This window comes from Bradyrhizobium sp. GW821-FHT13H06 (genome assembly GCF_058803975.1).
Map to the genome: position 1 here is coordinate 274,777 of NZ_JBXAPN010000009.1, position 25,361 is coordinate 300,137.

Annotated in this window: 22 protein-coding genes; 9 read left to right on the plus strand and 13 right to left on the minus strand. The window is 65.4% G+C overall.

Annotation, left to right across the window (positions count from 1 at the left end; genetic code table 11):
* Window positions 1-337: 337 nt before the first annotated feature.
* Both AC1RQP_RS31550 and AC1RQP_RS31555 read left to right on the plus strand, forming a co-directional pair.
* Complete coding sequence (locus tag AC1RQP_RS31550; RefSeq protein ID WP_492940764.1) at window positions 338-1,225, plus strand: MipA/OmpV family protein; 888 nt, start codon at window positions 338-340, stop codon at window positions 1,223-1,225.
* A 6-nt stretch (window positions 1,226-1,231) separates the two neighbouring features.
* Window positions 1,232-1,972, plus strand: coding sequence for a hypothetical protein (locus AC1RQP_RS31555; protein WP_492940766.1), 741 nt, complete (start codon window positions 1,232-1,234; stop codon window positions 1,970-1,972).
* Window positions 1,973-1,975: 3 nt separating this feature from the next.
* Here AC1RQP_RS31555 and garD read toward each other — a convergent pair whose 3' ends face one another.
* The 8 genes from garD to AC1RQP_RS31595 all read right to left on the minus strand — a co-directional run bounded on the left by garD (window position 1,976) and on the right by AC1RQP_RS31595 (window position 13,475).
* On the minus strand, window positions 1,976-3,517 hold the full coding sequence (gene garD / locus AC1RQP_RS31560; RefSeq protein WP_492940768.1) for a galactarate dehydratase: 1,542 nt from the start codon (window positions 3,515-3,517) through the stop codon (window positions 1,976-1,978).
* 158 nt (window positions 3,518-3,675) lie between these two features.
* Window positions 3,676-5,124 carry an aldehyde dehydrogenase family protein gene (locus AC1RQP_RS31565; RefSeq protein WP_492940770.1) on the minus strand — a complete coding sequence of 483 codons (1,449 nt, stop codon included), beginning with the start codon at window positions 5,122-5,124 and terminating at the stop codon, window positions 3,676-3,678.
* A gap of 77 nt (window positions 5,125-5,201) precedes the next feature.
* Window positions 5,202-6,545, minus strand: a complete 1,344-nt coding sequence (gene gudD / locus AC1RQP_RS31570; protein WP_492940772.1) for a glucarate dehydratase — start codon at window positions 6,543-6,545, stop codon at window positions 5,202-5,204.
* A gap of 24 nt (window positions 6,546-6,569) precedes the next feature.
* The gene (gene kdgD / locus AC1RQP_RS31575; RefSeq protein ID WP_492940774.1) at window positions 6,570-7,514 is read right to left on the minus strand and encodes a 5-dehydro-4-deoxyglucarate dehydratase; all 945 of its coding nucleotides are present in this window, start codon (window positions 7,512-7,514) and stop codon (window positions 6,570-6,572) included.
* Between the two features lie 124 nt (window positions 7,515-7,638).
* Window positions 7,639-8,544 (minus strand): LysR family transcriptional regulator, encoded by a 906-nt coding sequence (locus tag AC1RQP_RS31580; protein ID WP_239625159.1) that lies wholly within the window; start codon window positions 8,542-8,544, stop codon window positions 7,639-7,641.
* Between the two features lie 121 nt (window positions 8,545-8,665).
* Window positions 8,666-10,018, minus strand: coding sequence for an MFS transporter (locus AC1RQP_RS31585; RefSeq protein WP_492940776.1), 1,353 nt, complete (start codon window positions 10,016-10,018; stop codon window positions 8,666-8,668).
* Between the two features lie 337 nt (window positions 10,019-10,355).
* Entirely contained in the window at window positions 10,356-12,308 is a 1,953-nt protein-coding gene (locus AC1RQP_RS31590) for an SGNH/GDSL hydrolase family protein (protein ID WP_492940778.1), read from the minus strand.
* 84 nt (window positions 12,309-12,392) lie between these two features.
* Window positions 12,393-13,475, minus strand: coding sequence for a lysylphosphatidylglycerol synthase transmembrane domain-containing protein (locus AC1RQP_RS31595; protein ID WP_492940780.1), 1,083 nt, complete (start codon window positions 13,473-13,475; stop codon window positions 12,393-12,395).
* Between the two features lie 429 nt (window positions 13,476-13,904).
* On the opposite strand from AC1RQP_RS31595, the gene AC1RQP_RS31600 reads away from it, so the two are divergent.
* The gene (locus AC1RQP_RS31600; protein WP_028177413.1) at window positions 13,905-14,411 is read left to right on the plus strand and encodes a YciE/YciF ferroxidase family protein; all 507 of its coding nucleotides are present in this window, start codon (window positions 13,905-13,907) and stop codon (window positions 14,409-14,411) included.
* 105 nt (window positions 14,412-14,516) lie between these two features.
* On the opposite strand, the gene AC1RQP_RS31605 is transcribed toward AC1RQP_RS31600, so the two are convergent.
* A complete protein-coding gene (locus AC1RQP_RS31605) occupies window positions 14,517-14,951 on the minus strand; it encodes a hypothetical protein (RefSeq protein ID WP_239625154.1) in 435 nt (144 codons plus the stop codon).
* Window positions 14,952-15,007: 56 nt separating this feature from the next.
* On the opposite strand from AC1RQP_RS31605, the gene AC1RQP_RS31610 reads away from it, so the two are divergent.
* Together AC1RQP_RS31610 and AC1RQP_RS31615 are read left to right on the plus strand one after the other, a co-directional pair.
* Window positions 15,008-15,598, plus strand: coding sequence for a hypothetical protein (locus AC1RQP_RS31610; RefSeq protein WP_492940782.1), 591 nt, complete (start codon window positions 15,008-15,010; stop codon window positions 15,596-15,598).
* A gap of 62 nt (window positions 15,599-15,660) precedes the next feature.
* The gene (locus AC1RQP_RS31615) at window positions 15,661-16,260 is read left to right on the plus strand and encodes a YdcF family protein (protein ID WP_239625152.1); all 600 of its coding nucleotides are present in this window, start codon (window positions 15,661-15,663) and stop codon (window positions 16,258-16,260) included.
* 1 nt (window position 16,261) lies between these two features.
* Here AC1RQP_RS31615 and AC1RQP_RS31620 read toward each other — a convergent pair whose 3' ends face one another.
* Entirely contained in the window at window positions 16,262-17,605 is a 1,344-nt protein-coding gene (locus AC1RQP_RS31620; protein ID WP_239625150.1) for an aminotransferase-like domain-containing protein, read from the minus strand.
* A 185-nt stretch (window positions 17,606-17,790) separates the two neighbouring features.
* On the opposite strand from AC1RQP_RS31620, the gene AC1RQP_RS31625 reads away from it, so the two are divergent.
* Window positions 17,791-18,027: a DUF1127 domain-containing protein gene (locus tag AC1RQP_RS31625; protein ID WP_492940785.1), complete on the plus strand. Its 237-nt coding sequence runs from the start codon at window positions 17,791-17,793 to the stop codon at window positions 18,025-18,027.
* A 254-nt stretch (window positions 18,028-18,281) separates the two neighbouring features.
* On the opposite strand, the gene AC1RQP_RS31630 is transcribed toward AC1RQP_RS31625, so the two are convergent.
* The 3 genes from AC1RQP_RS31630 to AC1RQP_RS31640 all read right to left on the minus strand — a co-directional run bounded on the left by AC1RQP_RS31630 (window position 18,282) and on the right by AC1RQP_RS31640 (window position 20,508).
* On the minus strand, window positions 18,282-19,184 hold the full coding sequence (locus tag AC1RQP_RS31630) for an alpha/beta fold hydrolase (RefSeq protein WP_492940823.1): 903 nt from the start codon (window positions 19,182-19,184) through the stop codon (window positions 18,282-18,284).
* A 311-nt stretch (window positions 19,185-19,495) separates the two neighbouring features.
* Window positions 19,496-19,921, minus strand: a complete 426-nt coding sequence (locus AC1RQP_RS31635; protein WP_492940787.1) for a universal stress protein — start codon at window positions 19,919-19,921, stop codon at window positions 19,496-19,498.
* A 50-nt stretch (window positions 19,922-19,971) separates the two neighbouring features.
* On the minus strand, window positions 19,972-20,508 hold the full coding sequence (locus AC1RQP_RS31640; protein WP_492940789.1) for a SixA phosphatase family protein: 537 nt from the start codon (window positions 20,506-20,508) through the stop codon (window positions 19,972-19,974).
* Window positions 20,509-20,729: 221 nt separating this feature from the next.
* Here AC1RQP_RS31640 and AC1RQP_RS31645 point away from each other — a divergent pair, with 221 nt between their 5' ends.
* From AC1RQP_RS31645 to AC1RQP_RS31655, 3 genes are all read left to right on the plus strand, one after another.
* The gene (locus AC1RQP_RS31645) at window positions 20,730-22,208 is read left to right on the plus strand and encodes an NAD(P)/FAD-dependent oxidoreductase (protein WP_492940791.1); all 1,479 of its coding nucleotides are present in this window, start codon (window positions 20,730-20,732) and stop codon (window positions 22,206-22,208) included.
* 88 nt (window positions 22,209-22,296) lie between these two features.
* On the plus strand, window positions 22,297-22,809 hold the full coding sequence (gene msrB / locus AC1RQP_RS31650; RefSeq protein WP_239625139.1) for a peptide-methionine (R)-S-oxide reductase MsrB: 513 nt from the start codon (window positions 22,297-22,299) through the stop codon (window positions 22,807-22,809).
* 291 nt (window positions 22,810-23,100) lie between these two features.
* Window positions 23,101-25,353: a flagellar hook-basal body complex protein gene (locus AC1RQP_RS31655; protein ID WP_492940793.1), complete on the plus strand. Its 2,253-nt coding sequence runs from the start codon at window positions 23,101-23,103 to the stop codon at window positions 25,351-25,353.
* Window positions 25,354-25,361 lie beyond the last annotated feature (8 nt).

Here is a 25,361-nt window from a genome sequence, read left to right on the forward strand (position 1 = left end):
CGTCCTTGACTCTGCTGGGGTAACAAAACCCTGACCGTGACGCTCCCTGGCCGACGCCTGGCGTTTCGGCTCGTGCGCTAGGGTTCCCATTAGGGCAGCGAGCTTGGCGAATAAAAGGCAGGAACGGGAGAGTTCGTGGGCACTGTCCGTCAAGATTTGAGGGCGCGGCTGCGGCGCGGCAATGTTCGGGCAATGTTGATCCTACGGCGCCTAGCGCGCGACGTCTCGGACGACGGCTCTCGCCCTGCAATCTTGGGGCAATTTTGCCGGACCACATGCTGTGGCTCTGAACCACACGAGTCGACCAGGCCCGCAAGGCCGGTCCGGGGGCCCCGCAATGATGTTTTTCGAAGAAGCCGCTCTCCGCCTCACGGCGACCGCGCGGCGGACGACTGCCTGTCTCGCTGCGCTCGGTGCGATCTTGACGAGTGCGCAATCTGTATCGGGGCAGAGCGTGTTCACGCTGCCAGCACCACCGTTCGAATTGCCGATGCTGCCTTCACCGTCCGGAAACTGGACCGTCATGGTCGGCATCGGCGGCGAATACACGCCTGACTTCGTCGGGTCGAAGAACAGCAAGTTTCGTCCGATTCCGATCTTCTCCATTCGCCGCGCCGGATCGATCGACCAGTTTCGCGGTCCGCGCGACAGCGCCAGCATCGCATTGCTCGACGTCGGCAATTTTCGCGCCGGGCCTGCGTTCAAATACGTCTCCTCGCGCAAGAGCGACAAATATTCCGAGCTGACCGGCCTCGGCAATGTCGACGCCGCCTACGAGCTCGGCGGTTTCGTCGAATATTATCCGGTCGACTGGCTGCGCCTGCGCAGCGAGTTGCGTCAGGGTTTTGGCGGCCATACCGGCACAGTGGCCGACGTCTCGGCCGACGTCATCGTCCCGCTCATCCAACGGCTGACGATCTCGGCCGGTCCCCGCTTCACCTGGAAGAGCACCAACGCGACCGCGCCCTATTTCGGCGTCGACGCCACGCAGGCCCTGGCATCGGGGTTGCCGACGTATAATGCCAGGGGCGGCGCGCACTCCGTGGGCTTCGGCAGCCAGATCTCCTATCGCATCAATCCGCAGTGGGAGGTCCACGCCTATGTCGAATACGAGAAGCTGCTTGGCGACGCCGCAGACAGCCCGCTGGTGAAGCTGCGGGGATCGTCGAACCAGACCACCGTTGGCCTCGGCGCGTCTTATTCGTTCGATTTCAGAATCCGATAGGTCATCATGCGCCGCATTGCTTTTCTATGGGTTGGCCTCGCGGCCGCGTGTATCGCCCTTGGCGCCGCTGCGGCGTTCGAGACGCGTGCGACGAAGCTCAAGGCGATCAAGACCGTCGGCATCGTCTCGGCGATCGGCGAGGAGATGAGCCTGACGCAAGCCGGCCTGACCGCGCTCGGCAACACCGCGCAAAGTGTCTCGATCAGCGCATGGGGGCTGGACGAGCTGATCGTCCAGCAGGCGACGAAGCTGCTCAGTGGGCGTTTTCGCGTGCAGCCGGTGAACTACAGGCGCGCAGCCTTCGCTGCGATCAGGGATTCGGCGGTTGCGCCCGTCAATCTGCTGCGCAGCGATCCATTCAAGGAACTTGTTCGCAGCGATGTCACGCCGCAGGGACTGGATGCGTACATCGTCATCACCCGGGCGAGATCGAAGCTTGGAAACGGCCGCAACGTCGAGGGCGTCGGGCTCGCCGAATACCGGACGCTGCTCGCGGACTACGGCCTCATCCACGCGCTGTACGAGGTTCGCGTCATCGACGGCAAGACGTTCGACGTGATCGAGAAGCGGGCGGCTGCACCACTCGACAACACCGGGACGGTGAGGATCGCCGGCCCGAGCGGATCAGTCGATGAGCCGCTCGAGGGCTCGGCTTCGAGCGAACGGTTGCGCGCGGCGGTAGCGGACCTCATCATCCGCAGCCTGCCGCTAACTCTGGGCGACATGCACCTGATCGACGGTCCGTGACCCTCAGGTCACCGGCGCCGGATTGAACAGCGTCAGATCGTTGTGAATGCCCCAGCGGTCCGACCACGGCTTGGTGCGACCAGAGGCGACGTCGAGGATCAGGCGGAACAGGTCCCAGCCGCATTCCTCAATGGTCTTCTCGCCGGTGGCAATGCTGCCGGCGTCGAAATCGATCAGGTCCTTCCAGCGGCGCGCAAGCTCGCTGCGGGTGGCGACCTTGATTACGGGCGCGGCGGCAAGGCCATAGGGCGTGCCGCGGCCGGTCGTGAACACCTGCAGCGTCATGCCGGAGGCGAGCTGGAGCGTGCCGCAGATGAAGTCCGAGGCGGGCGTTGCCGCGAACAGCATGCCCTTCTGCGTCGCCTTCTCGCCGGGCGAGAGCACGCCGGTGATGGCGCTCGATCCGGACTTCACGATCGAGCCCAATGATTTCTCGACGATGTTGGCAAGCCCGCCCTTCTTGTTGCCCGGCGTGGTGTTGGCGCTGCGATCGGCGCCGCCGCGGGCAAGATAGGAATCGTACCAGGCCATCTCGCGCACCAGCGCGCGGCCGACATCCTCGTTGATCGCGCGCCGGGTGAGCAGCTGGATGGCGTCACGCACCTCGGTGACTTCCGAGAACATCACGGTGGCGCCGGCGCGCACCAGGAGGTCGGCGGCGAAGCCGACGGCGGGGTTCGCAGTGACGCCGGAGAAGGCATCGCTGCCGCCGCATTGCAGGCCGATGACGAGATCGGAGGCCGGGCAGGTCTCGCGCTTGCGGGTGTTGAGCACCTTCAGCCGGGCCTCGGCCTGGGTCATGATCGCATCGACGATGGCGCCGAAGCCGTCGAAGGCTTCGTCCTGCATGCGCACGATGGCATCGCTGATGCCTTCCGGCACCAGCCGCTCGGGCGCCAGCTTTTCGCAGCCGAGGCTGATGACCAGAATCTCGCCGCCGAAATTCGGATTGAGCGCGAGGTTCTGCAGGGTGCGGATCGGCACCACCGCGTCGGGCGCATTGATGGCGACGCCGCAGCCATAGGCATGGGTCAGCGGCACGACGTCGTCGACGTTCGGATATTTCGGCAACAGCTCGGCGCGGATGCGCTTGACCGCATATTCCATCGTGCCCTTGACGCATTGCACGGAGGAGGAGATGCCGAGGATGTTCTTGGTGCCGACCGAGCCGTCCGGATTGCGATAACCCTCGAAGGTGAAGCCTTCGAGCGGCGGCAGCGGCGCGGGGACGGCGGTCGAGATTTCCAGTCTGTCGAGGGCAGGGGCATCCGGCATGCGGATGCGGGCCTCGTCCACCCATTCGCCGGCGAGGATCGGCGACAGCGCGTAGCCGATGATCTCGCCATAGCGGAGGATGGGCGCGCCTTGCGCGATGTCGACCAGCGCGGTCTTGTGGCCCTGTGGAACGAAGGCGCGCAGCGTCAGTCCGCTGGCGAAGCGGGAGCCGGCGGGAAGCCCGAAATCATTGACCACGATCGCGACATTGTCGCGCTCGTTGAGCTTGATGTAGCGGGGCTGCTCTTTCGCTGCGACGTCCTGGTCCATTTGCGCTTGTCTCCGAAGCCGTAGGGTGGGCAAAGGCGCAACGCGCCGCGCCCACCATGCTTCACACCGAAACGTAAGCGGTGGGCACGCTTCCGCCTTCGCTCTTCGAGCTACGGCGGACAAGTCGCTTTGCCCACCCTACGAGATATTCCCCGCGGTTAGCCCGGGAAGGTATAGGCCGTTTTCACCGTCGTGTAGAACTCGCGCGCATAGGAGCCCTGCTCGCGGGCGCCGTAGCTCGAGCCCTTCCGGCCGCCGAACGGCACGTGATAGTCGACGCCGGCGGTCGGCAGGTTGACCATGACCATGCCGGACTCGCTGTTGCGCTTGTAGTGCGAAGCGTATTTCAGGCTGGTGGTGCAGATGCCGGAGGCAAGCCCGAACTCGGTATCGTTGGAGATCGCGAGCGCCTCCTCGTAGTTCTTGGCGCGGATGACGGCGGCGACGGGGCCGAAAATCTCCTCACGCGCGATGCGCATGTTGTTGCTGGCTTCGGTGAACAGCGCCGGCTGGAGATAGTGACCGGGGTTCTCGCGCTTGAGCAGCTCGCCGCCGAAGGCGAGCTTGGCGCCCTCGTCCTGGCCGATCTTGATGTAGCGCAGGTCCTGGTCGAGCTGGCTCTGGTCGACCACGGGGCCGATATGCACGCCGGCCTTGAGCGCGTCGTCCACCGACAGGCCCTTCAGCCGCTCGGCCATCGCAGCGACGAAGCGGTCGTGGATGCCTTCGGTGACGATGAGACGGGAGGAGGCGGTGCAGCGCTGGCCGGTCGAGAAATAGGAGCCGTTGACGGCGACCTCGACGGCGGTCTTGAGGTCGGCGTCGTCGAGCACGACCAGCGGATTCTTGCCGCCCATCTCGAGCTGGAATTTCTTCATGGGGTTCGACAGCACGCAGGCCTGCGCGATCTTGCGGCCGGTCTGCACCGAGCCGGTGAAGGAGATCGCGGCGACATCGGGATGCTCGAGCAGCGTCTGGCCGACCACGGAGCCGGAGCCGACCACGAGGTTGAATACGCCGGCCGGAATCCCGGAGCGGGTGATGATCTCGGACAGCGCATGCGCCGAGCCCGGCACCAGCTCGGCCGGCTTGAACACCACGGTGTTGCCGTAGCAGAGCGCGGGCGCGATCTTCCAGGCGGGAATCGCGATCGGGAAATTCCAGGGCGTGATCATGCCGACGATGCCGACCGGCTCGCGCGTGAGCTCGACATCGAGGCCGGGACGCACCGAGGCGCCCTTCTCGCCGATCAGGCGCAGCGCTTCGCCGGCGAAGAACGCGAAGATCTGGCCGGCGCGCGCGACCTCGCCGATGCCCTCAGGGAGCGTCTTGCCTTCCTCGCGGGCGAGCAGGCGGCCGAGCTCTTCCTTGCGGGCGAGGATCTCGGCGGAGATCTTGTTCAGTGCGTCATAGCGCTCCTGCGGCGTCGAGCGCGCCCAGGCGGGGAAGGCGGCCTTGGCGGCGGCGATCGCCTTCTCGGTCTGCGCCTTGTCGGCCTTGGCATATTCGCCGACGACGTCGTTGGTGTTGGAGGGGTTGATGTTCCTGGTGACGCCCGAGCCGTCGACCCATTCGCCGCCGATGAAGTTCTTCAGGATCGCTGTCATCTTTTCCTCCTTGTTCAAGGGACATGATCCTATCGGAAAACCGGTGTCCACTTTCCCGGGATCATGACTGACTTTTCTTATCGCACGAGGCACGGACGCTTGTCGTCGAAGGTCCAGCCGGGGATCAGGTCCTGCATGGCCATAGCGTCATCCCGGGCGCCGAGTCCATGCTTCTTGTAGAGCTGATGCGCGGCCTCGATGGCGGCGCGGTCGATCTCGATGCCGAGGCCGGGGCGATCGGGCACTGCGATCTTGCCGCCCCTGATCTGGAGCGGCTCCTTCGTCAGCGCCTGGCCGTCCTGCCAGATCCAGTGGGTATCGATCGCGGTGACCTTGCCGGGGGCGGCGGCGCCGACATGGGTGAACATGGCGAGCGAGATGTCAAAGTGGTTGTTGGAGTGCGAGCCCCAGGTCAGGCCGTTGTCACGGCAGGTCTGGGCCACGCGCACGGAGCCTTGCATGGTCCAGAAATGGGGATCGGCGAGGGGAATGTCCACGGAGCCCAAACGCAGCGCGTGGGAGAGCTGCCGCCAATCGGTGGCGATCATGTTGGTCGCCGTCGGCAGCCCCGTTGCGCGGCGGAACTCGGCCATGATCTCGCGGCCGGAGAAGCCGGCCTCGGCGCCGCAGGGATCCTCGGCATAGGCGAGGATGCCGTGCATGCCCTTGCAGAGCCTGACGGCCTCGTCCAGCGACCAGGCGCCGTTCGGGTCCAGTGTGACGCGCGCGTTCGGGAAGCGCCTTGCGATGGCCGTGACGGCCTCGATCTCCTGTTCGCCGCGGAGCACGCCGCCCTTGAGCTTGAAGTCGGCGAAGCCGTAATGGTCGTGGGTCGCCTCCGCGAGCCGCACCACGGTCTCGGGCGTCATCGCTTCCTGATGGCGGAGGTTGAACCATTCCGCCTTGCCGCTCTCGCCCGCGACATAGTCGAGCTTCGACTTGCGCCGATCGCCGACGAAGAAGAGATAGCCGAGCGTCTCGACGCTCTTGCGCTGCTGGCCCTCGCCGAGCAGGGCTGCGACGGGCAGGCCGAGATGCTGGCCCAGCAAATCAAGCAGTGCGGATTCGATCGCCGTGACCGCGTGGATCATCACGCGCAGGTCGAAGGTCTGCTTGCCGCGGCCGCCGGCGTCGCGGTCGGCGAAGGCGGTGCGGACGTCGGCCAGGATGTTGTTCATCGCGCCGACGGTCTTGCCGATGACGAGATCGCGGGCATCCTGAAGTGTCTGCCAGATCCTCTGCCCGCCCGGCACCTCGCCGACGCCGGTGTGGCCGGAATTGTCGGTGAGGATGACGATGTTGCGGGTGAAGAACGGCGCATGCGCGCCGCTGAGGTTGAGGAGCATGCTGTCGCGGCCCGCGACCGGGATCACCTGCATCGCCGTGACAACAGGTGCGCCAGAGATCTCAATTCGGGCCATCGCGCGCTCCTCCCCGTTGTCTGATTATTCTGCCGCCTGTTGTGTCGATCGGATGGCGGGCAGATTCTTCACCAGCGCCGTCAGCTCCGCCATCTCCTGCTCGGTGAGATCGGTCAGCGGCGGGCGGACCGGGCCGGAGTCGCGGCCGATCACCTTCATGCCGGCCTTGATGATCGAGACCGCATAGCCTTTTCTGCGGTTGCGGATCGCGATCAGCGGCAGGATGAAGTTCTTCAGGCCGGCATGGATGGTCTCATGGTCGCGCTTGCGCACCGCGGCATAGAAGCTGGTGGCGAACTCCGGCACGAAGTTGAACACGGCCGAGGAATAGGTCGTAACGCCCATGTCGAGATACGGCAGCGCGAAGGTCTCCGCAGTCGGCAGGCCGCCGATATAGGTGAGGCGATCGCCGAGCTTGGTGTAGACGCGGGTCATCAGCTCGATGTCGCCGATGCCGTCCTTGTAACCGACGAGGTTCGGGCAGCGCTCGGCCAGGCGCGCGAGCGTGTCGGGCTGGAGGATGGCGTTGTCGCGGTTGTAGACGATGACGCCGATTTTCACGGAGGCACAGACGGCCTCGACATGGGCGGCGAGGCCGTCCTGCTCGGAATGGGTGAGATAGGGCGGCAGCAGCAGCAGGCCGTCGGCACCCGCCTTCTCGGCACCGATGGCGATCTCGCGCGCGATTGCGGTGCCGTAGCCGGTGCCGGCAAGCACGGGCACGCGGCCCTTGGTCTCCTCGACGGCGACCCTGACGATCTGCGGAACCTCTGCCGGGGTCAGCGAGAAGAACTCGCCGGTGCCGCCGGCGGCGAACAGGCCGGCAACGTCGTAGCCGCACAGCCAGTCCATGTTGGCGCGGTAGGTCGCCTCGTCGAAGGAGTAGTCAGCCCTGAACGGCGTGACGGGGAAGGACAGGAGGCCGGATCCGATCTTTCGGGCCATGTCCTGCGGGGTCATCTTGCTCACGGGCGCTGCTCCCTTCGTGCGTGTTGCGGAGGACGCAAAGCCTGCGCGTCCATGCGCCGTGGTTTAGGAGACCGTTCGATGCGCGTCCAAGCCAAAGCCTATATCGACCGATGCGGATTGAGCATCAATCCTCTGGCAGCTCCGCGGAGGACAGTTCGCCGGCGGTTTTGATCAGCGCCGACAACAGCGGATTCTCGTCCTCGCGCCGCCAGACCATGAACAGCTCGACGGGCACGCGGTTGCGCAGCTTCAGCGGCCGCAGCCGCACGTCGGAGATCTTCAGGTTCGCGGCTGCGGCCGGCACGATGGCAAGGCCGAGGCCGGCGCGCACCATCGCGAGGATCGAGTGGATCTGGCTGAGATGCTGGACGTAGCGCGGCAGCACGTCGGCGCGGGTGAACAGCGCGACCAGGAGGTCGTGGAAGTAGCGGCTCTCATAGGGCGAGTACATCACGAAGGGCTGGTCGTCGAAGTCCTTGATGGCGATGGTGTCGGCGTTCGCCAGCGGATGCTTCCTCGGGATCGCCGCGAGCAGAGGCTCGGCGACGACGCGGCGGCTGGCAAGCTCGGGACGCGCGATCGGCGGCCTCAGCAGGCCGGCATCGATCTGGCCGGAGGTCAGCGCCTCGAACTGGTCGCCGGACACCATCTCCTTCAGCGAGAAATCGACCTCGGGAAGCTTGGCGCGGCAGGCGGCGACGAGCTCGGGCAGGAAGCCGTAGGCGGCGGCCGCCGTAAATCCGATCTTCAGCGAGCCGATCTTGCCGAGCGCGATGCGGCGGGCGACCTGCGAGGCGCTTTCCGCAAGCTTGAGGATGCGCCGCGCCTCCGGCAGGAAGCTGCGCCCGGCAGGGGTCAGGCGGACCGAGCGGCTGGTGCGTTCGAGTAGCGGCGCATCGATGATGTGCTCGAGCACCTGGATCTGCCGGGACAACGGCGGCTGGGTCATGTTCAGCCGCGCGGCGGCGCGGCCGAAATGCAGTTCCTCCGCCACCGTGACGAAGCAGCGGAGCTGGTTGAGGTCGAACATCGATACATGCCTTAGATGGATAAGGCGTTTCCCCGGCACTTCTAGCATCGATAACCCCCAATACAAAGACGGCGGCTGGTGAGCCGCCGCAAGTTGCCTGGTCAAGCTCCCGTGAGAGCCCTCAGGAGGAACCTTTGAGCACCACCCGCTCGATCTTGCCGACGATGACGAGATAGGCGAACGCCGCCACCAGCGCGTTGAGGCCGACGAACACCAGCGCGCCGTTGAACGAGCCGGTCGCGGCCAGGATGTAGCCGATCACGATCGGAGTGGTGATCGAGGAGAGATTGCCGAACGTGTTGAACAGGCCGCCGGAGACGCCGCCGGCCTCCTTCGGCGAAGTGTCGGAGACGACGGCCCAGCCGAGCGCGCCGATGCCCTTGCCGAAGAAGGCGAGTGCCATGAAGCCCACCACGAGCGCCTGTCCGTCGACATAGTTGCAGGCGATGATCGACATCGACAGCAGCATGCCGCCGACGATCGGGATCTTGCGCGCCATGGTCAGCGAGCCGGTCCCGCGCAGAATCGCATCGGAGATGATGCCGCCGAGCACGCCGCCGATGAAGCCGCACAGCGCAGGAAGCGTCGCGACGAAACCGGCTTGCAGGATCGACAGCCCGCGTTCCTTGACGAGGTAGACCGGGAACCAGGTCAGGAAGAAATAGGTCAGCGTGTTGATGCAGTACTGGCCGAGATAGACGCCGAGCATCATGCGGTTGGAGAGCAACTGGCGGATGTGGTCCCACCCGGAGCCGGATTGCGCTGCGTGCTCCTGCTTCAGATCCTCCCTGGGCGCATCGAGATCGACCAGCGCACCGCCGTTCCTGATGTAGTCGAACTCGGCCTCGTTGATCGAAGGATGCTCCTTCGGGCCATAGATGGTCTTGATCCAGACGAGACCCATGACGATGCCGAGCGCCCCCATCACGAAGAACACGAAGCGCCAGCCATAGGCGTGCGCGATCCAGCCCATCAGCGGCGCGAAGATCACGGTCGCGAAATACTGTCCCGAATTGAAGAAGGCCGACGCGGTGCCGCGCTCATTGCCGGGAAACCACGCCGCGACGATGCGGGCATTGGCGGGAAACGACGGTGCTTCCGCGACGCCGACGAGGAGGCGCAGCGCGAACAGCACGACGACGGCCGCGCCGGCGCTGAGGAAGCCCACCCAGCCCTGCATCAGCGTGAACAGCGACCAGATGATGATGCTGAAGGCATAGACCAGGCGCGAGCCGTAACGATCGAGCAGCCAGCCGCCCGGCACCTGCGCTACGACATAGGACCAGCCGAAGGCCGAGAAGATCCAGCCCATGGCGACGGGATCGAGATGCAGCTCCTTGGAGAGCGCGGGACCTGCTATCGACAGCGTGGCGCGGTCGGCATAGTTCACTGTCGTGACCAGGAACAACATGGTCACGATGAACAGCCTGACGCGAGATCTCCTCACGTCCGCGGCGGACACCACTGCGCTCATCATGCGCCTCCTTAGAACTCGAACATTTCCTCGAGGCGAGTCCTAGAGGCGCGCGCGGCGAAGTGTCCAAGTTCAAGGAAGTATCGATCGATGCCGTCTTTGGATCGATGGAACGGCGGGTTGGCGAAACGACCTAAGAGAGTGAGAATGTGAGAGCGATGTTTAGGTGCGAGCTTGTACCACGCAACACTGCTGTCATTCCCCGCGAAGGCGGGGAATCCAGTACGCCGCGGCTCCTCGATTTAATCACGGCTGTCACGGAGTACTGGATCGCCCGTCCCAGTGCGCAAGTGCGCACAAGGCGGGCGATGACGCCGAGCGTGTGGCGGCAGCGTTGCTACTGCCGCACGCTCGGCAGCAGCTGCGGCAGAAATCCCCGCGTCACGTTCGGCGGCACCGCATCGAGCCCCAGCACGGTGCTCGCGGCCGGCAGCGCGGCATCCGCCATCGCGGCGTGGCCTTCGGCGCTCGGATGCACGGCGCCGCCGTAGACGGCGGAGAGCACGCCCCATGTCGCGTCGTGAATGTCGGTGGGCTGGCTCGCGGCCGGCAGGCCCTGCGGATAGGTCATCGCTGCGAAATAGCTGTCATTGGCGTCGCGGATCCAGCGCGCGCGGGGCAGGTAGGCGCGATATTCCGAGGCGCCGCGGCCGCACAGCATCGGCTGGCTCGCTGCGCTGACGATATCGGGATTGAAGCTCTGGCCGTTCTCGGCAAAGCAGGCCCGGTCGAATTCGGGGTCATTGCCCGAATGGGCGCAGAAGCCGTGATCGCCGAACGCGGCCTGGTGCGCATCGACGAAGGTCATGCGGTCGGCTTCGGGATCGCGGCACAGCGCACCGCGGGTGCAGGTGGCAAGCCCTTTCAGCTGCGGCAGGAATTCCGTGTCGACGAAGGTGGAGACGCGGGCGAGACGCTGCGGATCGGCGTTGAAGGACGGATGGATGTCGAAACCGGCGCGGCCGCCGCGGCAGGGAACGCCGCCGTCGGCGAGCGCAGGGTTGGCGTAGGAGACATAGACGACGCGCGAGAGGTCGCCGCCGACGAGCGGCTTCAACGCCTCGCGCAGCTTAACGAAGCTTTGCGGCAGCTCCCGCGTCAGCGCATCGCGGGAATCATCGACGCTCGCCATCACGCCGGAGCGGCGGAATAGCGTCCGCTCGGTCGCGGTGTCGACGATGACGTCGGCGACGAGGCCGGAGAAATAGACGTCGTTGGCGCCGACCGAAAGCAGCACGAGATCGAGCGTCCGATCGGGCTGGCGCTTCTTTGCCGCGGTGAGCGCTTCGCGCAGCTCGGCGACCTGTGCGTTCACGCTGGTGTTGCAGACGCCGGTCTTGCCGGGTGGGCATTCGCGGGCGCGCTGCGAGCCAAGCAGCCCGTCGGCAATGCTGGCGCCGGTGCAGGCGAGCGGCAGGAAGGTCACGGCGATGTGGGTGTAGCGGACCGCGAGCGCCAGCGCGGTGCGGGCCTGGTAACTATAGAGCGAGCGGTGGCAGGGCGCGTTGAACCAGAGCGCGCTGTAGCGCTGCCAGTTGGCGAGCGTATCCGGCGCCTCGCAGGCGCGGCCGCCCTTGAAGCCGTGGCGGCTCGGCCGGTAGTACTGTGCGCCTGCGGTACCGAGATAGGAGCGGAAGCAAAATCCTTCGTCCGAGAGTGCCAGCGGCCGGTCCGGATTGCCCTCGCCGGAGGCGATGCTGTCCCCGAGGCCGGCGACGAATATGTCGCGGACCCGGATCTCGGTCTGGAGGCGCTGGGTCGGATGGGAGCCGGCGGAGACGTCGACGGTCGCGACCGTCTGCCTGCCGTAGCGGACGCGCAGATTGATCGGCTCGGCGCAGTCGAAGGTCGATTGTTGCGGCCCGTCGCCGTCGTCGAACGACCAGGCGCAGGTGGCGCCGACCGGCACCGCGCCGGTCAGTCGCACCGTCACAGGATGGTCGATCGGGGTGATGTAGTTCTCTTTGACGTTGTCGCGGGTACAGGGCTGGTTGACCCGGCCCTGGAGGTCGATGCAGAGCCGGTTGACCATGTTGCGGGCCCAGCCGCGGCCCTCGCTCTGCAGCTCCAGCGATTGCTCGGCGGCGAGGATGCTGCGGTTGCGCGCGTTCTCGACATGGAGCAGGAAGTCGCGCTCCTCGCGAAACAGCCGGAAGCGGTTACGCACCTCCCAATCGATCTGCATGGCGCCCGCATCCTGCGCGGCGGCGCGCTCGGACGGCAAGGCGGTCAAAAGCCCGGCAAGCAGCAGAGCGCCTGCGGCGAGAGTACGAAGGGATAGAGGGATCATGGCCCGGGTCTTCAACGGCAAAGTTGAGGCGGAAATAAGAGAGCATTGCTCAGCCGCCCGCAACCTTTGTCTGCACCCGCTGCCTTAGCGCTTATTGGCCTGCCGCAGCAACCGCTCGCGCTGCATCGGCGTCACCTCTTTGGGTAAATTGCCCTGCGCACAGGCCTCCGCCAGCCGCCGCCGCTCCTGCCAGGGCTCGACCACGTTCATCCAGAGCTCGCGCGCGCCCATGATGGAGATGGCGAGGCCGAACGGGATCACGAAATAGAGGATGCGGAACACCAGCAGCGTCGCCAGAAGCTCCTCGCGGCCGAACTCGGGCAACGCCACCAGCATGGCGGCATCGAACACGCCGATCGAGCCGGGCGCATGGCTGGCAAAGCCGATCAGGGTCGCCAGGATGAACACCACGGCGAGCGACATGAAGTCGATCGGCGGATTGGCCGGCATCAGCAGGTACATGGCCATGGCGCAGAAGCCGAGATCGACCACACCGATCAGGATCTGCACCAGCGTCAGCGGGGCCGAGGGCAGCACCACTTTCCAGCCCTTCTGGCCGAGCTCGCGCCGCTTCTCGCCCATGCACAGCCAGATGAGATAGGCCCCGATCGAGGCAAGGCCGCCGAGCGCGATCAGCCGGTTGATCGATGGGGGAAGCTGATCCATCGAGGACGCCGCATCCGGGTGGATGGCCAAGCCGATCGAGAGCACGAAGATGTTACCGAGCCAGAAGGTCAGGCCCGACAGGAAGCAGATTTTCGCGACGTCGATCGCGTTCAGCCCGTAATCCGAATAGATCCGGAAACGGATCGCGCCGCCGGTGAAGACGGTGGCGCCGATGTTGTGGCCGATCGAATAGGACGTGAAGCTGGACAGCGCCGCGATGCGATAGGGCACGTGCTTCTTGCCGATCGTTCGCAATGCAAAAAAGTCGTAGAAGGTCAGCGTACAGAACGCGAAGAAGACGCAGATCGCCGCCAGGCCGATACTGCCGCGGGGAATCTCTGTCAACGCAGTCAGGATGACGCCGGTATCGATGCCCTTGAGGGTCCGCACCAGCGTGGTGATCGCGAAGGCGATGATGAAGATGCTCGCGGCAATTCCGAGCCGTCGCCAGCCGATCCATCTCTTGAAGCCGCGTTTCAGCGCGGGCAGCAGTCCGTGCATTCATCCTCCCGACGGGGGGCAAAGACCGACCGGGCCAGGCATTGGCCGGTCGGGCGCGATCGTGGCCAAAGGCAGGCATCGATCGCTAGGCATTGATCAAGCTCATTTAAGGCAAAATCAGCGGCTTGTGCAGCCCTTGACAACAATAGGTTCTGCGTTGGACCGGCGACTTTGTCATACGCGGTTCACATCGGATGCGCGTTAAGCATATGAGTCGTGAAACCGGCTCCGCTCGCGCGTTTGGTGCGCCGACACGATTTCAAATCCTGGCGCCGTCCGCATTGTTCCAGCGCAAGCGGCTTCGGCCTTTTTGGAACGTCGATGCCGCGTTCTCGTTAGGCTTCATCAGCAATCGAACATGGCGGAATATGCGGCTTTTCGTGCAAGCCGGCGCCTCCGTGTTCCCCAAAACCCGAGAGGATCGGAACGATGGGACTGTTCACAAAAGACATCAAAACCATGAACGACCTGTTCGTGCATCAGCTTCAGGACATCTATTACGCCGAGCAGCAGCTCACCAAGGCGCTGCCGAAGATGGCAAGCAAGGCCACCGATCCGCAGCTGAAACAGGGCTTTTTGACGCACCTCGAGGAAACCAAGCAGCACGTCGCTCGACTTGAGGAAGTGTTCAAGATGCACGGCGTCGCCGTGAAGGCGGTCGACTGCCCGGCCATCGACGGCATCATCGAGGAAGCCGACGAGACCGCCGGCGAAGTCGCCGACAAGGCCGTGCTCGACGCCGCGCTGATCAACGCGGCGCAGGCCGCCGAACACTACGAGATCGTGCGCTATGGCAGCCTGATCGCCTGGGCCAAGCAGCTCGGCCGCAACGACTGCGCCAGCGTCCTCGCCAAGACGCTGGAGGAGGAGAAGGCGACCGACAAGAAGCTCACGACACTCGCCGAGAGCAAGGTCAATCTGCGCGCGGCGAGCTAGCAGTCACGGTGCAGCCGGGAAAGCGCTGCGCGACCACGCGCGGCGCTTTCTTTTGACGTGTATCTTCGGTGCTATGAGCGCGCCGGCTTGGGGCGGCAGAGCAGGTCAGCCGCGGCGCAGCGCGAAATGCGCGCCGCAGAACGCCATCACGGCACCGAGGCAGAGCGCGGCGAGCCCGGCCAGCACGCCCGAGACGGTCGGGATCGGGCTCGGCGCGGAGGCCGCCTGGCCCGCTCCCGCAAGCAGCAGCACGCCGACCGCGATCAGGAATTGCCGCATCCTATGCGGGATCTGTCCGGAGACGGCGCTCTGCATCAGGCTCGCGGTGAAATAGCCGCCGGAGAAGCCGACCGTGGCGATCAGCCACCATGCGATCGCCGCGCCAGCCGGCATGAACTCATGCGTGTCGGAGCGCCAGAGGCCGCCGAGGTCGAGACCGTAGCGCGCGCCCAGCATGTGGACCGCGAGCGCGAGCAGCACGCCGGAGATCACGGCGGCGCCGAGAATCAGGCGGCGCGGAAAAAACATCGTCTGAGCCATGTCTCGCTTGTAGGATGGACGAGGGCGATCGCGCAAGCGGATCGCGAACGGGATCAATGATCGAGATGCGGGGAGCTGAAGCCGGTTCGGCCACGAGCTACGCCTACAAGGCCTCGCTGATCGGGTCGGCGCATCGTTTCGAGCTGACGGAGCAGGGGCTGTCCTGGCACATCGCCGGACGCTCCGGCCTGTGGCGCTACGACGAGATCTCGGCGATCCGGCTGTCGTTCCGCCCGGTCTCGATGCAGCAGCACCGATTCCGGGCCGATGTCAGCCGCACCGGCGGCGGGCGCATCGCGATCCTCTCGACGAGCTGGCAGACCGCGGCGCTGATGGCGCCGCAGGACAGCGGTTTCCGCGATTTCATTCTCGCGCTGCATGCGCGGATGGCGCAGGCTGGCAGCCGGGCCGAATTGACCGCCGGCCTTGGCCGCAACACCTATGCGGCGGCGCTGGCTTTCCTGGCGGTGCTGACGGTGGCGATGGCGGGGCTGTTGATCCGCGCGCTTCTGATCGGCGAGTTCGCCGGTGCGCTGTTCATTCTCGGCTTCGCGGCGCTGTTCGCCTGGCAGGTCGGCGGCTTCGTGCGGCGCAACCAGCCGCAGAGCTACAGTTTCGATCGCGTGCCGAAGGCTCTGCTGCCTTGAGTGCAATCGGCAGCAATCAAACGTGACTTCGCGTCGCGGCGCCGGCGTCGCATCTTGCGTTCATGTCAGTCATGGACCGCAGCACCCGTCTGCCGACGGCAGATGAGATCGCCAGGATCAACCGCACGCATCTGACCGACACGCCGCTGCGGCCAGCCGACCTGCTGTTCATGTTCGGCACCCGTGAAGACGTTGGCTTGCGCGCCGGCACTGCCGCAAGGCTCTGGCGCGAGGGGCTGTTCCGCTGGTCGATTGTCAGCGGCGGTGTAACGCCGGGCTCGGAGCAATCCGAGTGCACGATCATCAAGACGGCGATGATCGCGGCGGGCATTCCGGCGGACGTTATCCTCGAGGAGCATTGCGCGATGAACACGGGCGAGAACGTGATCTTCTCGCTGCCGGTCATCGACGCGGCGCTCGGACTGCGGAACATCCGCAGCGTGATCTGCCTCGGCAACACCTGGACCGCGCGGCGTTACCCGATGACGCTGCAGCGGCACTGGCCGGAGGTCGAGAAGATGCTACTCACCGTCGACAGCTTCGCGACGCCGCGTGCGCTCTGGCATACCGATGCCGAATTTCGTCGCCGCATGCTGCACGAATGGGACAAGATCGAGCCTTACAAGGCGAGGGGCTTTATCGCGGATTGGCCGGAGGTCTGAGCTACTCCGTCGAGTCGAAATCCTCTTCCTTGGTGCCGAGCAGCGAGGCGATCGTGCGCAGGCCGGAATCGAGCTGCTCGGGCGACGGCGGGGCGAGGGCGAGCCGCACCGCGTTTGGTGCATGACCATGCGCGATCGCGAAGGTCGAGGACGGCGTCAGCGCGATGCCGCGCCTTGCCGCCGCGGCGACGAAGGTCTGCGAACGCCAGTGCGGCGGCAGTGTCAGCCAGAGGTGATAGGAGCGTGCATCGGCGGCGAGCTGATAGCCGGCCAGGAGCCTCGCGGCGGTCTGCTGGCGGCGCGCCGCGTCGATGCGCTTCAGGCGCGTCAGCTCGGCGACGGTGCCGTCGGCCATCAGCCGCTGCCCGGCCGCCAGCGCGTGGCCGGAGGCGATCCAGCCGCCGGTGCGGACCGCGCTCATGACGCTTTCGCGCAAGTGAGGCGGCGCGACCAGGATGCCGAGCGCGAGGCCGGGCGCGACCTTCTTGGACAGGCTGTCGATCACGATGCAGCGGTCCGGCCCGAGCGCGGCCAGCGGCGTATCGTCGGCGAGGAAGCCGTAGACGGTGTCCTCGATGATGGGAAGATCGAGCTTCTCGGCGACGCGCATGATGTCGGCGCGCCGCGTCGCGTTCATGGTGACGCCGAGCGGATTCTGGATGATGGGCTGGAGATACAGCGCCGACAGGTGCGCCTCGCGATGTGCCTTCTGGATCGCATCCGGCCGCGCGCCGTGCTCGTCCATCGGAATCGGGACCAGCGTCACACCTAGCCGCGCGGCGATGCTCTTGACGTATGGATAGGTCAGCGCCTCGACGCCGCAGCGGCCACCGGTTGGAACGAGCGCCGCAAGCGCGGCCGCGAGCGATTGCTTGCCGTTGGCGGTGAAGAAGATCTGGTCCGCCTGCGGCGTAAAATCCTTGCGCGCGAGATAGGCGGCGGCCGCGTTGCGCGCGCTCCTGGTGCCGGTGCTGGTCGAAACGCGAAGCGCGGACTCCAGCGCGTCGACGCGCTCCAGCCCCGCAAGGCTCTTGGCGATCATTGCCCATTGCTGGGGCAGCAGCGGGTAATTGACCTCGAAATTGATGCGCGCCTCGGCCGGCTCGCGCGTCGTCTCGACTTGGCGCCTGATGTCGCCGGAGATGAAGGTGCCGCGGCCGACCTCGCCGACCACGAGGCCGCGGCGGAGCAATTCCGTATAAACCCGGCTCGCGGTCGAGACCGCGATGCCACGGTCATAGGCAAAATTGCGCTGCGGCGGCAGCCGGTCGCCGGGCCTTAACGTGCCGTTAGTGATATCGGCCGCAATGGCGTCGGCAAGCTTCACGTACTCGAACTTCGACATTATTGCACCGAGAGCAATGTTTTGCTTGCTCCGAGTAATGTACCGGAGCATTTAAGTTCCATCAAGATCCGCGATTGAGCCGAGGGTGCGCGAGAGCAATCCGACGGCAATGAGGTGCAGGCGCTGACAGCGTCCGCGCCAACGGCATCGGCTTCGCCGCGGAACGACACGCCGGAGAAGAAAGAATGACCACGATCTCGCAAACTGCCGGGCCGAGTTTACGCCCATCCTCATCGGGCGGATTTTTCAGTGTGCTTGCCCACGCCGCCTCTGCGCTGTTCAACCGCCTGGAGCGCCGCTCCGCCGTCAAGACGCTGAGCGAGCTCGATGACCGCGCCCTGCGCGACATCGGCATCACGCGCAGCCAGATCGAGGACGCGGTGTACGGGCAGTTCAAGGCCGAGCTGACGCGGTATTTGTGAGCTTGCTCTGTCGTGTGCCGGACGCGCTGCAGCGTTCTTACGCTGCTGCGCAGGCCCGGATCTAGAAGGTAACGGAGTTCGTTGAGATCTTGGTCCCGGTTCTGCAGCGCATCACTTCGTGCTGCGCAGCGCCCGGGGCACGAGAGCGGGGCTTCGGCGCGCAACTGTCTCCGCATCGTCCTTGCGAGCCAACGGGTCCGCGCGAAGCGCGGCCCGGTTCGCTTGTATCTCGAATGTCCTTTGGACGTTGCCGGCTAATGCAATGTCGCGGCAGCGGCTTCGTCGATGGCCGCCATCAGGTCGGGTGTCGCAGATTGATGGATCATGTGCCCCACTCCGGCGATCCGATGCAATTTGCTCTGCTTGATCTCCCCATGGAGCCTGACTGATTGCTTGTCGATGTCGATCAGACGGTCGTCCTCACCCCCGATGATGATCGTGGGCATCTTGAGTTCGCTGTAGGTCTTCGCAGCTACAAAGGCCGCAGGGACCATCAAGGCCGCTTCCGCAGCACTGGCGTGCATCTGTGCTGGCCGCACGGCCATTTCCTTGGGAAAATCGGCGAACTTCTCGGGGACTTCGCGCGGGCCGAATAATTTACGCAACATCACAGGCCACATCAGCCGCCCGAAGATCGGGGAGACGGTGTGACTGATGATATCTCCGAGCCCGGGTATTGCAGATGGGAAAGAGGCCGCGGCATCGGTGCGGGCGGTTGGGAAATAGTATCCCGACGCCAGCACCAAAGCTTCGACGAGCGAGGGATGCCTGATCGCCAGCGCCACTGCGACCGACGCTCCCCACGAATGGCCCAGCACAATCGCACGCTGGACGCCCAGATGAGCGAGTGCCTCCTTGAACAGATCCGCTTGCGCCTCGGGGGTCCAAACGGCATTGCGGGGTCGCAAGCTATGTCCGAATCCGGGGCGATCGAACACGATGACGCGGTAGCTCTCCTCTGCCAGATCGATCAAGCCGCTCGACTCGAAATCCTGGATCATGCTGCCGTTGCCGTGAAAGAGAACCAGCGGTCGACCCTTGCCGCGCTCCACATAGTGCAGACGTACGCCGTTGACCTCGATGAACCGTCCCTGCGGGGGATTATCGCGTTGCGCCTTCCTGGCAAGCTGCCGATTGACGAGAGCCGCCCCCGCCATGACCGTTACTGCACCAGCAATGGCGGTGAGTGCGGGATACCGCCTGAAGGCGTTCAGGCAGCCGGACAGAAGCACGGGGAAACGAGTTTGCAGAAAGGTCATTGGCAGCACCTCGAGCGGGTCTGCACGATGCCTCACAGCAGAATGAGAAATGTTGCAGCTGATCTAAACGAGGGCGAGCTGCGTTCGTTCCTTTACGAACCCCGCAACCTCACGATTCCATTTCTCCGCAGCAACTTCGTTTGTCGGTCGACAGCGTGAGCTGTTGCTGCGGTTCCCGGCGGTCAGCCTGTAGCTGCGTCCTGTCCGCGCTAGTGCCTCACCACCAGCACCGAGCATTTGGCGTAGCGCACGACGTGCCCGGCGTTGGAGCCGAGGAAATAGGTGCGCATCGCCGGCCGGTGCGAGGTCATCACGATCAGGTCGGCCTTCATCTGCGCGGCTTCCTCCAGGATTTCGTGGTAGATGCCGCCCTGGCGCACGATGCTGGAGATGCGGCCCGGTTCGATGCCGGACTCGCGCGCGACGATGGCGAGGGCCTCCTCCGAGGTCTGGCGCTGCTGCTCGTCGAAATCGGCCGGGACGTATTCGGCCAGCATCACCGGCGTCATCGGCAGCACGTTGAGCAGGCGTACCGTGCCGCTCCAGGTCTGGGACAGCGTCGCCGCGGTTGCGATCGCCGGCTTGGCGAGATCGGTGTCGGCGAGGTCGATGGGCACGAGGATGGACTTGAACATCTGCGCCTCCAAATCTTTCGGTCAGCACGTCTTGCCGGCGGGTCGCGCGATCATCCCGGTCGAAGCAGCCTGGGGCTGACGAACAGCACCAGCTTGCCGCGGCGGTAGGCCACGTCACCCCAATCCTTGACGTCAAAGTCGAAGATCGCAAGCCCCGCGGTGGGCAGGTTGTCGCTGAGCGCCTTGGCGCCGGCCGGGTCGCCGCCGCCTATCAGCATCAGGGCGGCCTCGTGCATGCCGGGGTTGTGGCCGATCAGCAGCAACTGCTTTGGGTCGGCCGGGGCGGTTGCAGTGCGAATGGCTTCCAGGATTTCCGCGGAATCGGCGCCGTAGAGTTCCGGCAGGACCTCGACCTGCGGCACGGGGACGCGGTCCTTCATCGCCTCCCAGGCGATGTCCCAGGTCTGCCGGGCCCGCACGGCATGCGATACCAGCACGGTATCGGGGAAGGGGGGATGGGTGGCGATCCAGTCGCCCATCCGCGCAGCATCCTTGTGGCCGCGCTCGTCGAGCCGGCGGTCCTGGTCACGGCCGCTCGGCGCGTCGGTCTCGGTCTTGGCGTGACGCAGCAGCATCAAACGGCGCATGGCATTCTCGAATCGTTGTGTGTCCAGAATAATCTACGGGCGCGGGTCGAGAACAAGGTGACAAGCGCCGGACAGGTCCAAAAGCGCGGTGAGATTGGGACGAATCGCCATCGCGCCTTAGAGTTATTGTTTTGAGCATGATCTCCGCGCAAACGCATTTTGCGTTCGTCGCGAGGGAAAACCGCTGCACACTTCTTCGGATCATGCTCTAAGAAAACGACATGAGCGAGACTTTCACAAGCGTGTCCCAGGAAGAAGCCGGCTTGCGCGACCGCGTGCGGTTGACGTTCGATCTCGATGCCGACATCTGCGTCATCGGCGCGGGACTTGCCGGCCTTTCCATCGCGCTGGAGGCGGCCCGGCTCGGGGCCAGCGTCGCGGTGCTCGAGGGCCGTCATATCGGTTGGAACGCCTCCGGCAACCAGCTCGGCACCGTGATGCCTGGCTTCGCACTGCCGCTCGTGGACCTGATCGAGCGCATCGGCTTCGAGGACGCGCGCGAGTTGTGGGCCCTGTCGAAGGAAGGCGCCGAGTTCGTCCGGGCCAACGCCACGGAAGAGAACATGCCGGGAATCGGCCTCAGCGACGGCGTGCTGGAGGTCTCCAACGTCGATACCGGCGACCGGCTGATCAGCCGGTTGCAGATGCTGAACGAGGATTTCGATACCGAGGTCGAGGGCTGGCAGGCCGATCACGTCCGCGGGCTGCTCAAGACCGATCGCTACTTCCACGGCGTGTATTATCCCAGGGCGTTCCAGGTCGACGGCCGGAAATATGTGCACGGCCTTGCGGCGCTGGCGCGGCGGGCAGGCGCCCGCATCTTCGAGGACACGCCGGTCGTCAGCATCGATCATTCCGGCATCCGCAAGCGCATCGTCACGCCCTCGGCGCGGCTGCGCGCGACCCACATCGTGCTCGCGGGCAACATTCATCTCGGCGCGCCACTGAAGCGCCTTTCGGAGACGCTGCTGCCGGTCTGGCGCTATGCCGGCGTCACCGCGCCGCTCGGCGAGCGGCTTCATGAGATCATCGCCTTCAAGGGATCGGTGATGGATTCCGACGGCGTCGACCATTTCCGGATCGTCGACGGCGACCGGCTGATGTGGGAGAGCCCGGAGACCACCTGGGCGGCGCGTCCGCAGCGCTTCGCGGGCGCCGTCAGGCGGCGGATCCGCACGATTTTTCCCGAGCTCGGCAATGTCGAGATCGCCGACATGTTCGGCGGCGCCACCGGCCAGACCGTGCACGGCATGCCGCAGATCGGCCAGTTGCGCAAAGGCCTGTGGGTGGCGAGCGGGTTCGGCCGCCAGGGCATGAACACCTCCGCCATGGCCGGACAGATGATCGCGCGCAGCATTCTGTGGGGCGATGAGCGCTGGCGGCTGTTCTCGCCGTTCGAGCTGGTCTGGGCGGGCGGCACCACGGGACGCGTCGCGGGCCAGCTGGTCGGGATCTGGAGCAGGGCGAGTTCCGCCGCGGCAGGCTCGCTCGCCCGCTATCGCGAACGTGCCCGGGTCAAGGACAGGGAACGCGAGGCCCGCCTCGCCAAAGCCAACCGGGCCGCCGGCACCGGCCCGCGCCGTCCCCCGCCTGGCGTTCGCCCGCGGCCGGCCCCGCCGCCGAGACCTGCGGCCCAAGACGTAGAACAGGTTGAACAGGGCAGGGAACCGGCCTCTCACGACGCCGGCATCTCGCGATAAGGTCCAAGAAAAATCCCGCCCGGAAGTGTAACATCGGCCGTTAGAGCCCGTATCTCATGGCGTGGACTCCCCGCGCACGGAGAATGAGATGGTTGACCGCCGCATCCTGTTGACGACTGTCGCCGGCCTGTTTGGCCTTTCGGCCTTCCGCTGGCTGAGAGCATCCCCCGCCGAGGCCGGCGAGAAGGCCGCGGAAAAGTTCGAGATTGTGAAGACGGAGGCCGAATGGCGTGCCCAGCTCACGCCGCAGCAATATGAGATCCTGCGCAATCACGGCACCGAGCGGCCCGGCTCCAGCCCGCTGCTGAAGGAGCACCGCAAGGGCATTTTCGCCTGCGCCGGCTGTGACCTGCCGCTGTTTACGTCCGAGACCAAGTTCGAGAGCGGCACGGGATGGCCGAGCTTCTACCAGCCGATCGAGGGCAATGTCGGCAAGACTGAGGACCGCACCTACGGCATGGTCCGCACCGAGGTGCATTGCCGCCGCTGCGGCGGCCATCTCGGCCACGTCTTCGACGACGGTCCGAAGCCGACCGGCTTGCGCTATTGCATCGACGGTTTCGGGCTGGTCTTCCACCCCGCGGCGGCGTCGGCGACGTAGGTCTTTCTCGTCGTCGTTCCGGAGCGGTCCGCAGGACCGAACCCCCGGTGCGCAATTGCGCACCGGGGAATCTCGAGGTTCCGGATTCGATGCTGACGCATCGCTCCGGAACGACACTCGCCCCGGCAATTGTTGCCGGCCCGGCAATTGTGCCCCGGTCGTCCGACCGGGGCCTTTTTGCTTAAGCCATTGATTTCCTGAAGATCCCTGCATTGGCATAGGCCTTGCGACGTCTCCCCCGACTGCGGCCATGGTCGACCGGCCGCCGGGATCGGATTTGGAGACAAAGTTATGGGTATCTTCGATGCAATGAACACCTCGGTGGGTGGCCTGCAGGCGCAGTCCTACGCGCTGCAGAACATTTCCGGCAACATCGCGAACTCATCCACCACCGGTTACAAGGGCATCGGCACCAGCTTCGTTGATCTCATTCCCGACTCCTCGGTTCCGAGCAAGCAGGTCGCGGGCGGCGTTACGGCCAATGCGAAGGCCACCATCACCACGCAGGGCACGATCTCGGGCTCCACCGTCGCCACCAACATGGCGATCACCGGCGACGGCTTCTTCTCGATCCAGAAGGCAAGCGGCGTCGTCGACAACGTGCCGGTGTTCACCGGGGTGACCTACTACACGAGGCGTGGCGACTTTCAGCTCAACGCCAACGGTAACCTGGTCAACGGCGCCGGCTATTACCTGATGGGCGTCACGGTCGACCCGAAGACCGGTAACCCGACCGGCAGCGTGGCGAACGTCCTGCAATTCCAGAACAACTTCATTCCGGCGCAGGCGACCACCTCGATCCAGTACGCTGCGAACCTACCGACCCAGCCGAACACCGTGGCGAAAACGACTGCCTCGACCGGCACGCTGCTGGCGGCCGGCGGGCTCAATCCGTCCGATTTCGCCGCCAACCCGCTGCCGGTCGGCACGCCGCCGGCGCCCTATGCCAACGCAACGGTGTCAGGGGCGGCAGCAACCGGCAACATCCGCTCGGCCTATTCGTCGACGACGGCGACGGGCACGGTTGCGCTCCAGAACAATTCGTCGGCGGTCGCCTCGACAACCACGTCCCTTGACAACGCCGCCGGCACGCATCTCGCCTCCAGCATTCTCACCGCGTTGAGCGGCCAGACGCTGACCATCAACGGCAACACCGTCACGTTCGACGGCAGCACCACGGTCTCGACCGTCGGCAGCAATACGACGATTGGCCTCGGTGCGGGCACGACGGCGACCGTGGCCGACATCCTGAATGCAATTCAGACTGCCGGCGGCGCCGGCGTCACCGCTTCGCTCTCCGTCAGCGGCAATATCCAGATCTCGACCGGCACCGGCACTGACGTTGCGATCGGCAGCGGCACGGCAGCCACCGCGCTCGGCGTCAGCAGCGTGACGCGCGGCGGCAATGTGCTGTCCTCGCCCGCGATCTCGGGCGCGACCGTGCTGAGCGGCACTGCGACTGCCGGCGGCGCCCAGGTGCTCTCGTCCGGCTTTTCCGCCGGCGATACCATCACGGTCAATGGTCAGACGCTGACCTTCATGAACTCGGGCGCCTCGGGACCGAACCAGATCAACATCACCGACAACATCACCACCCTGCTCGGCAAGATCGACGCGCTCTCCGGCGCCTCGGGGTCGTCGGTCAGCAGCGGCGGCGTGATCACGCTGAACACCGGCACTGTCTCCAACCTCTCGGTGTCGAGCTCCAACAGCGCTGCCTTCTCCGCGCTCGGCTTCACCTCGACCATCACCAAGAATCGCGATGGTGGCGGCACCGCCGGCACCGGCGGCGTGATCGGCAACGACATCGCGACCTTCACCAAGGAGTCGATCAGCGGCGGCGCGGTGACCGCCTACAACGCCGCCGGCACGCCGGTGAACCTGCAATTGCGCTGGGCCAAGACCGACAGTGCCTCGCTGGGCGCGGGCCATTCGGATAGCTGGAACCTGTTCTACCAGACCGACCCGAACGCGACCGGCACCACGGTCGGCTGGGTCAACACCGGCCAGACCTTCACCTTTGCCGCCGACGGCTCGCTGACCTCGCCGAGCGGCTCGGGCATCACCATCAACAACGTCACCGTCAGCGGCCAGTCGCTCGGCTCGGTCGCCTTCAACATCTCCTCGGGCGGGCTGACGCAATATGCCAGCACGAGCGGCGCGGTGACCATCAACACCATCACGCAGAACGGCTATGCCGCCGGTCAGCTCCGCTCGGTTGCCGTCAACAACAATGGCGTCGTGGTCGGCACCTTCTCGAACGGCCAGAACCTCAACCTCGCTCAGGTGCAGCTGTCGCATTTCAACGGCACCAACTATCTGAAGGCGCTCGATGGCGGCGCCTACGCTGCGACTGAACAGTCGGGAGACGCCATCGACGGCGCCTCGGGCACCATCAGCGGCTCGTCGCTGGAGGGATCCAACACCGACATCGCCGACGAATTCACCAAGCTGATCGTGACCCAGCAGGCCTATTCGGCCAACACCAAGGTGATCACGACCGCGAATTCGATGGTGCAGGATCTCTTGAACGTATTGCGCTGATCGGCGCG

Bases quoted from the DNA above. Each gene is read 5' to 3' on its own strand.
- AC1RQP_RS31550 (WP_492940764.1), top strand. From the start codon at position 338: ATGATGTTTTTCGAAGAAGCCGCTCTCCGCCTCACGGCGACCGCGCGG.
- AC1RQP_RS31555 (WP_492940766.1), top strand. From the start codon at position 1,232: ATGCGCCGCATTGCTTTTCTATGGGTTGGCCTCGCGGCCGCGTGTATC.
- garD (WP_492940768.1), bottom strand. From the start codon at position 3,517: ATGGACCAGGACGTCGCAGCGAAAGAGCAGCCCCGCTACATCAAGCTC.
- AC1RQP_RS31565 (WP_492940770.1), bottom strand. From the start codon at position 5,124: ATGACAGCGATCCTGAAGAACTTCATCGGCGGCGAATGGGTCGACGGC.
- gudD (WP_492940772.1), bottom strand. From the start codon at position 6,545: ATGGCCCGAATTGAGATCTCTGGCGCACCTGTTGTCACGGCGATGCAG.
- AC1RQP_RS31580 (WP_239625159.1), bottom strand. From the start codon at position 8,544: ATGTTCGACCTCAACCAGCTCCGCTGCTTCGTCACGGTGGCGGAGGAA.
- AC1RQP_RS31585 (WP_492940776.1), bottom strand. From the start codon at position 10,018: ATGAGCGCAGTGGTGTCCGCCGCGGACGTGAGGAGATCTCGCGTCAGG.
- AC1RQP_RS31590 (WP_492940778.1), bottom strand. From the start codon at position 12,308: ATGATCCCTCTATCCCTTCGTACTCTCGCCGCAGGCGCTCTGCTGCTT.
- AC1RQP_RS31595 (WP_492940780.1), bottom strand. From the start codon at position 13,475: ATGCACGGACTGCTGCCCGCGCTGAAACGCGGCTTCAAGAGATGGATC.
- AC1RQP_RS31600 (WP_028177413.1), top strand. From the start codon at position 13,905: ATGGGACTGTTCACAAAAGACATCAAAACCATGAACGACCTGTTCGTG.
- AC1RQP_RS31605 (WP_239625154.1), bottom strand. From the start codon at position 14,951: ATGGCTCAGACGATGTTTTTTCCGCGCCGCCTGATTCTCGGCGCCGCC.
- AC1RQP_RS31610 (WP_492940782.1), top strand. From the start codon at position 15,008: ATGATCGAGATGCGGGGAGCTGAAGCCGGTTCGGCCACGAGCTACGCC.
- AC1RQP_RS31615 (WP_239625152.1), top strand. From the start codon at position 15,661: ATGTCAGTCATGGACCGCAGCACCCGTCTGCCGACGGCAGATGAGATC.
- AC1RQP_RS31620 (WP_239625150.1), bottom strand. From the start codon at position 17,605: ATGTCGAAGTTCGAGTACGTGAAGCTTGCCGACGCCATTGCGGCCGAT.
- AC1RQP_RS31625 (WP_492940785.1), top strand. From the start codon at position 17,791: ATGACCACGATCTCGCAAACTGCCGGGCCGAGTTTACGCCCATCCTCA.
- AC1RQP_RS31630 (WP_492940823.1), bottom strand. From the start codon at position 19,184: ATGGCGGGGGCGGCTCTCGTCAATCGGCAGCTTGCCAGGAAGGCGCAA.
- AC1RQP_RS31635 (WP_492940787.1), bottom strand. From the start codon at position 19,921: ATGTTCAAGTCCATCCTCGTGCCCATCGACCTCGCCGACACCGATCTC.
- AC1RQP_RS31640 (WP_492940789.1), bottom strand. From the start codon at position 20,508: ATGCGCCGTTTGATGCTGCTGCGTCACGCCAAGACCGAGACCGACGCG.
- AC1RQP_RS31645 (WP_492940791.1), top strand. From the start codon at position 20,730: ATGAGCGAGACTTTCACAAGCGTGTCCCAGGAAGAAGCCGGCTTGCGC.
- msrB (WP_239625139.1), top strand. From the start codon at position 22,297: ATGGTTGACCGCCGCATCCTGTTGACGACTGTCGCCGGCCTGTTTGGC.
- AC1RQP_RS31655 (WP_492940793.1), top strand. From the start codon at position 23,101: ATGGGTATCTTCGATGCAATGAACACCTCGGTGGGTGGCCTGCAGGCG.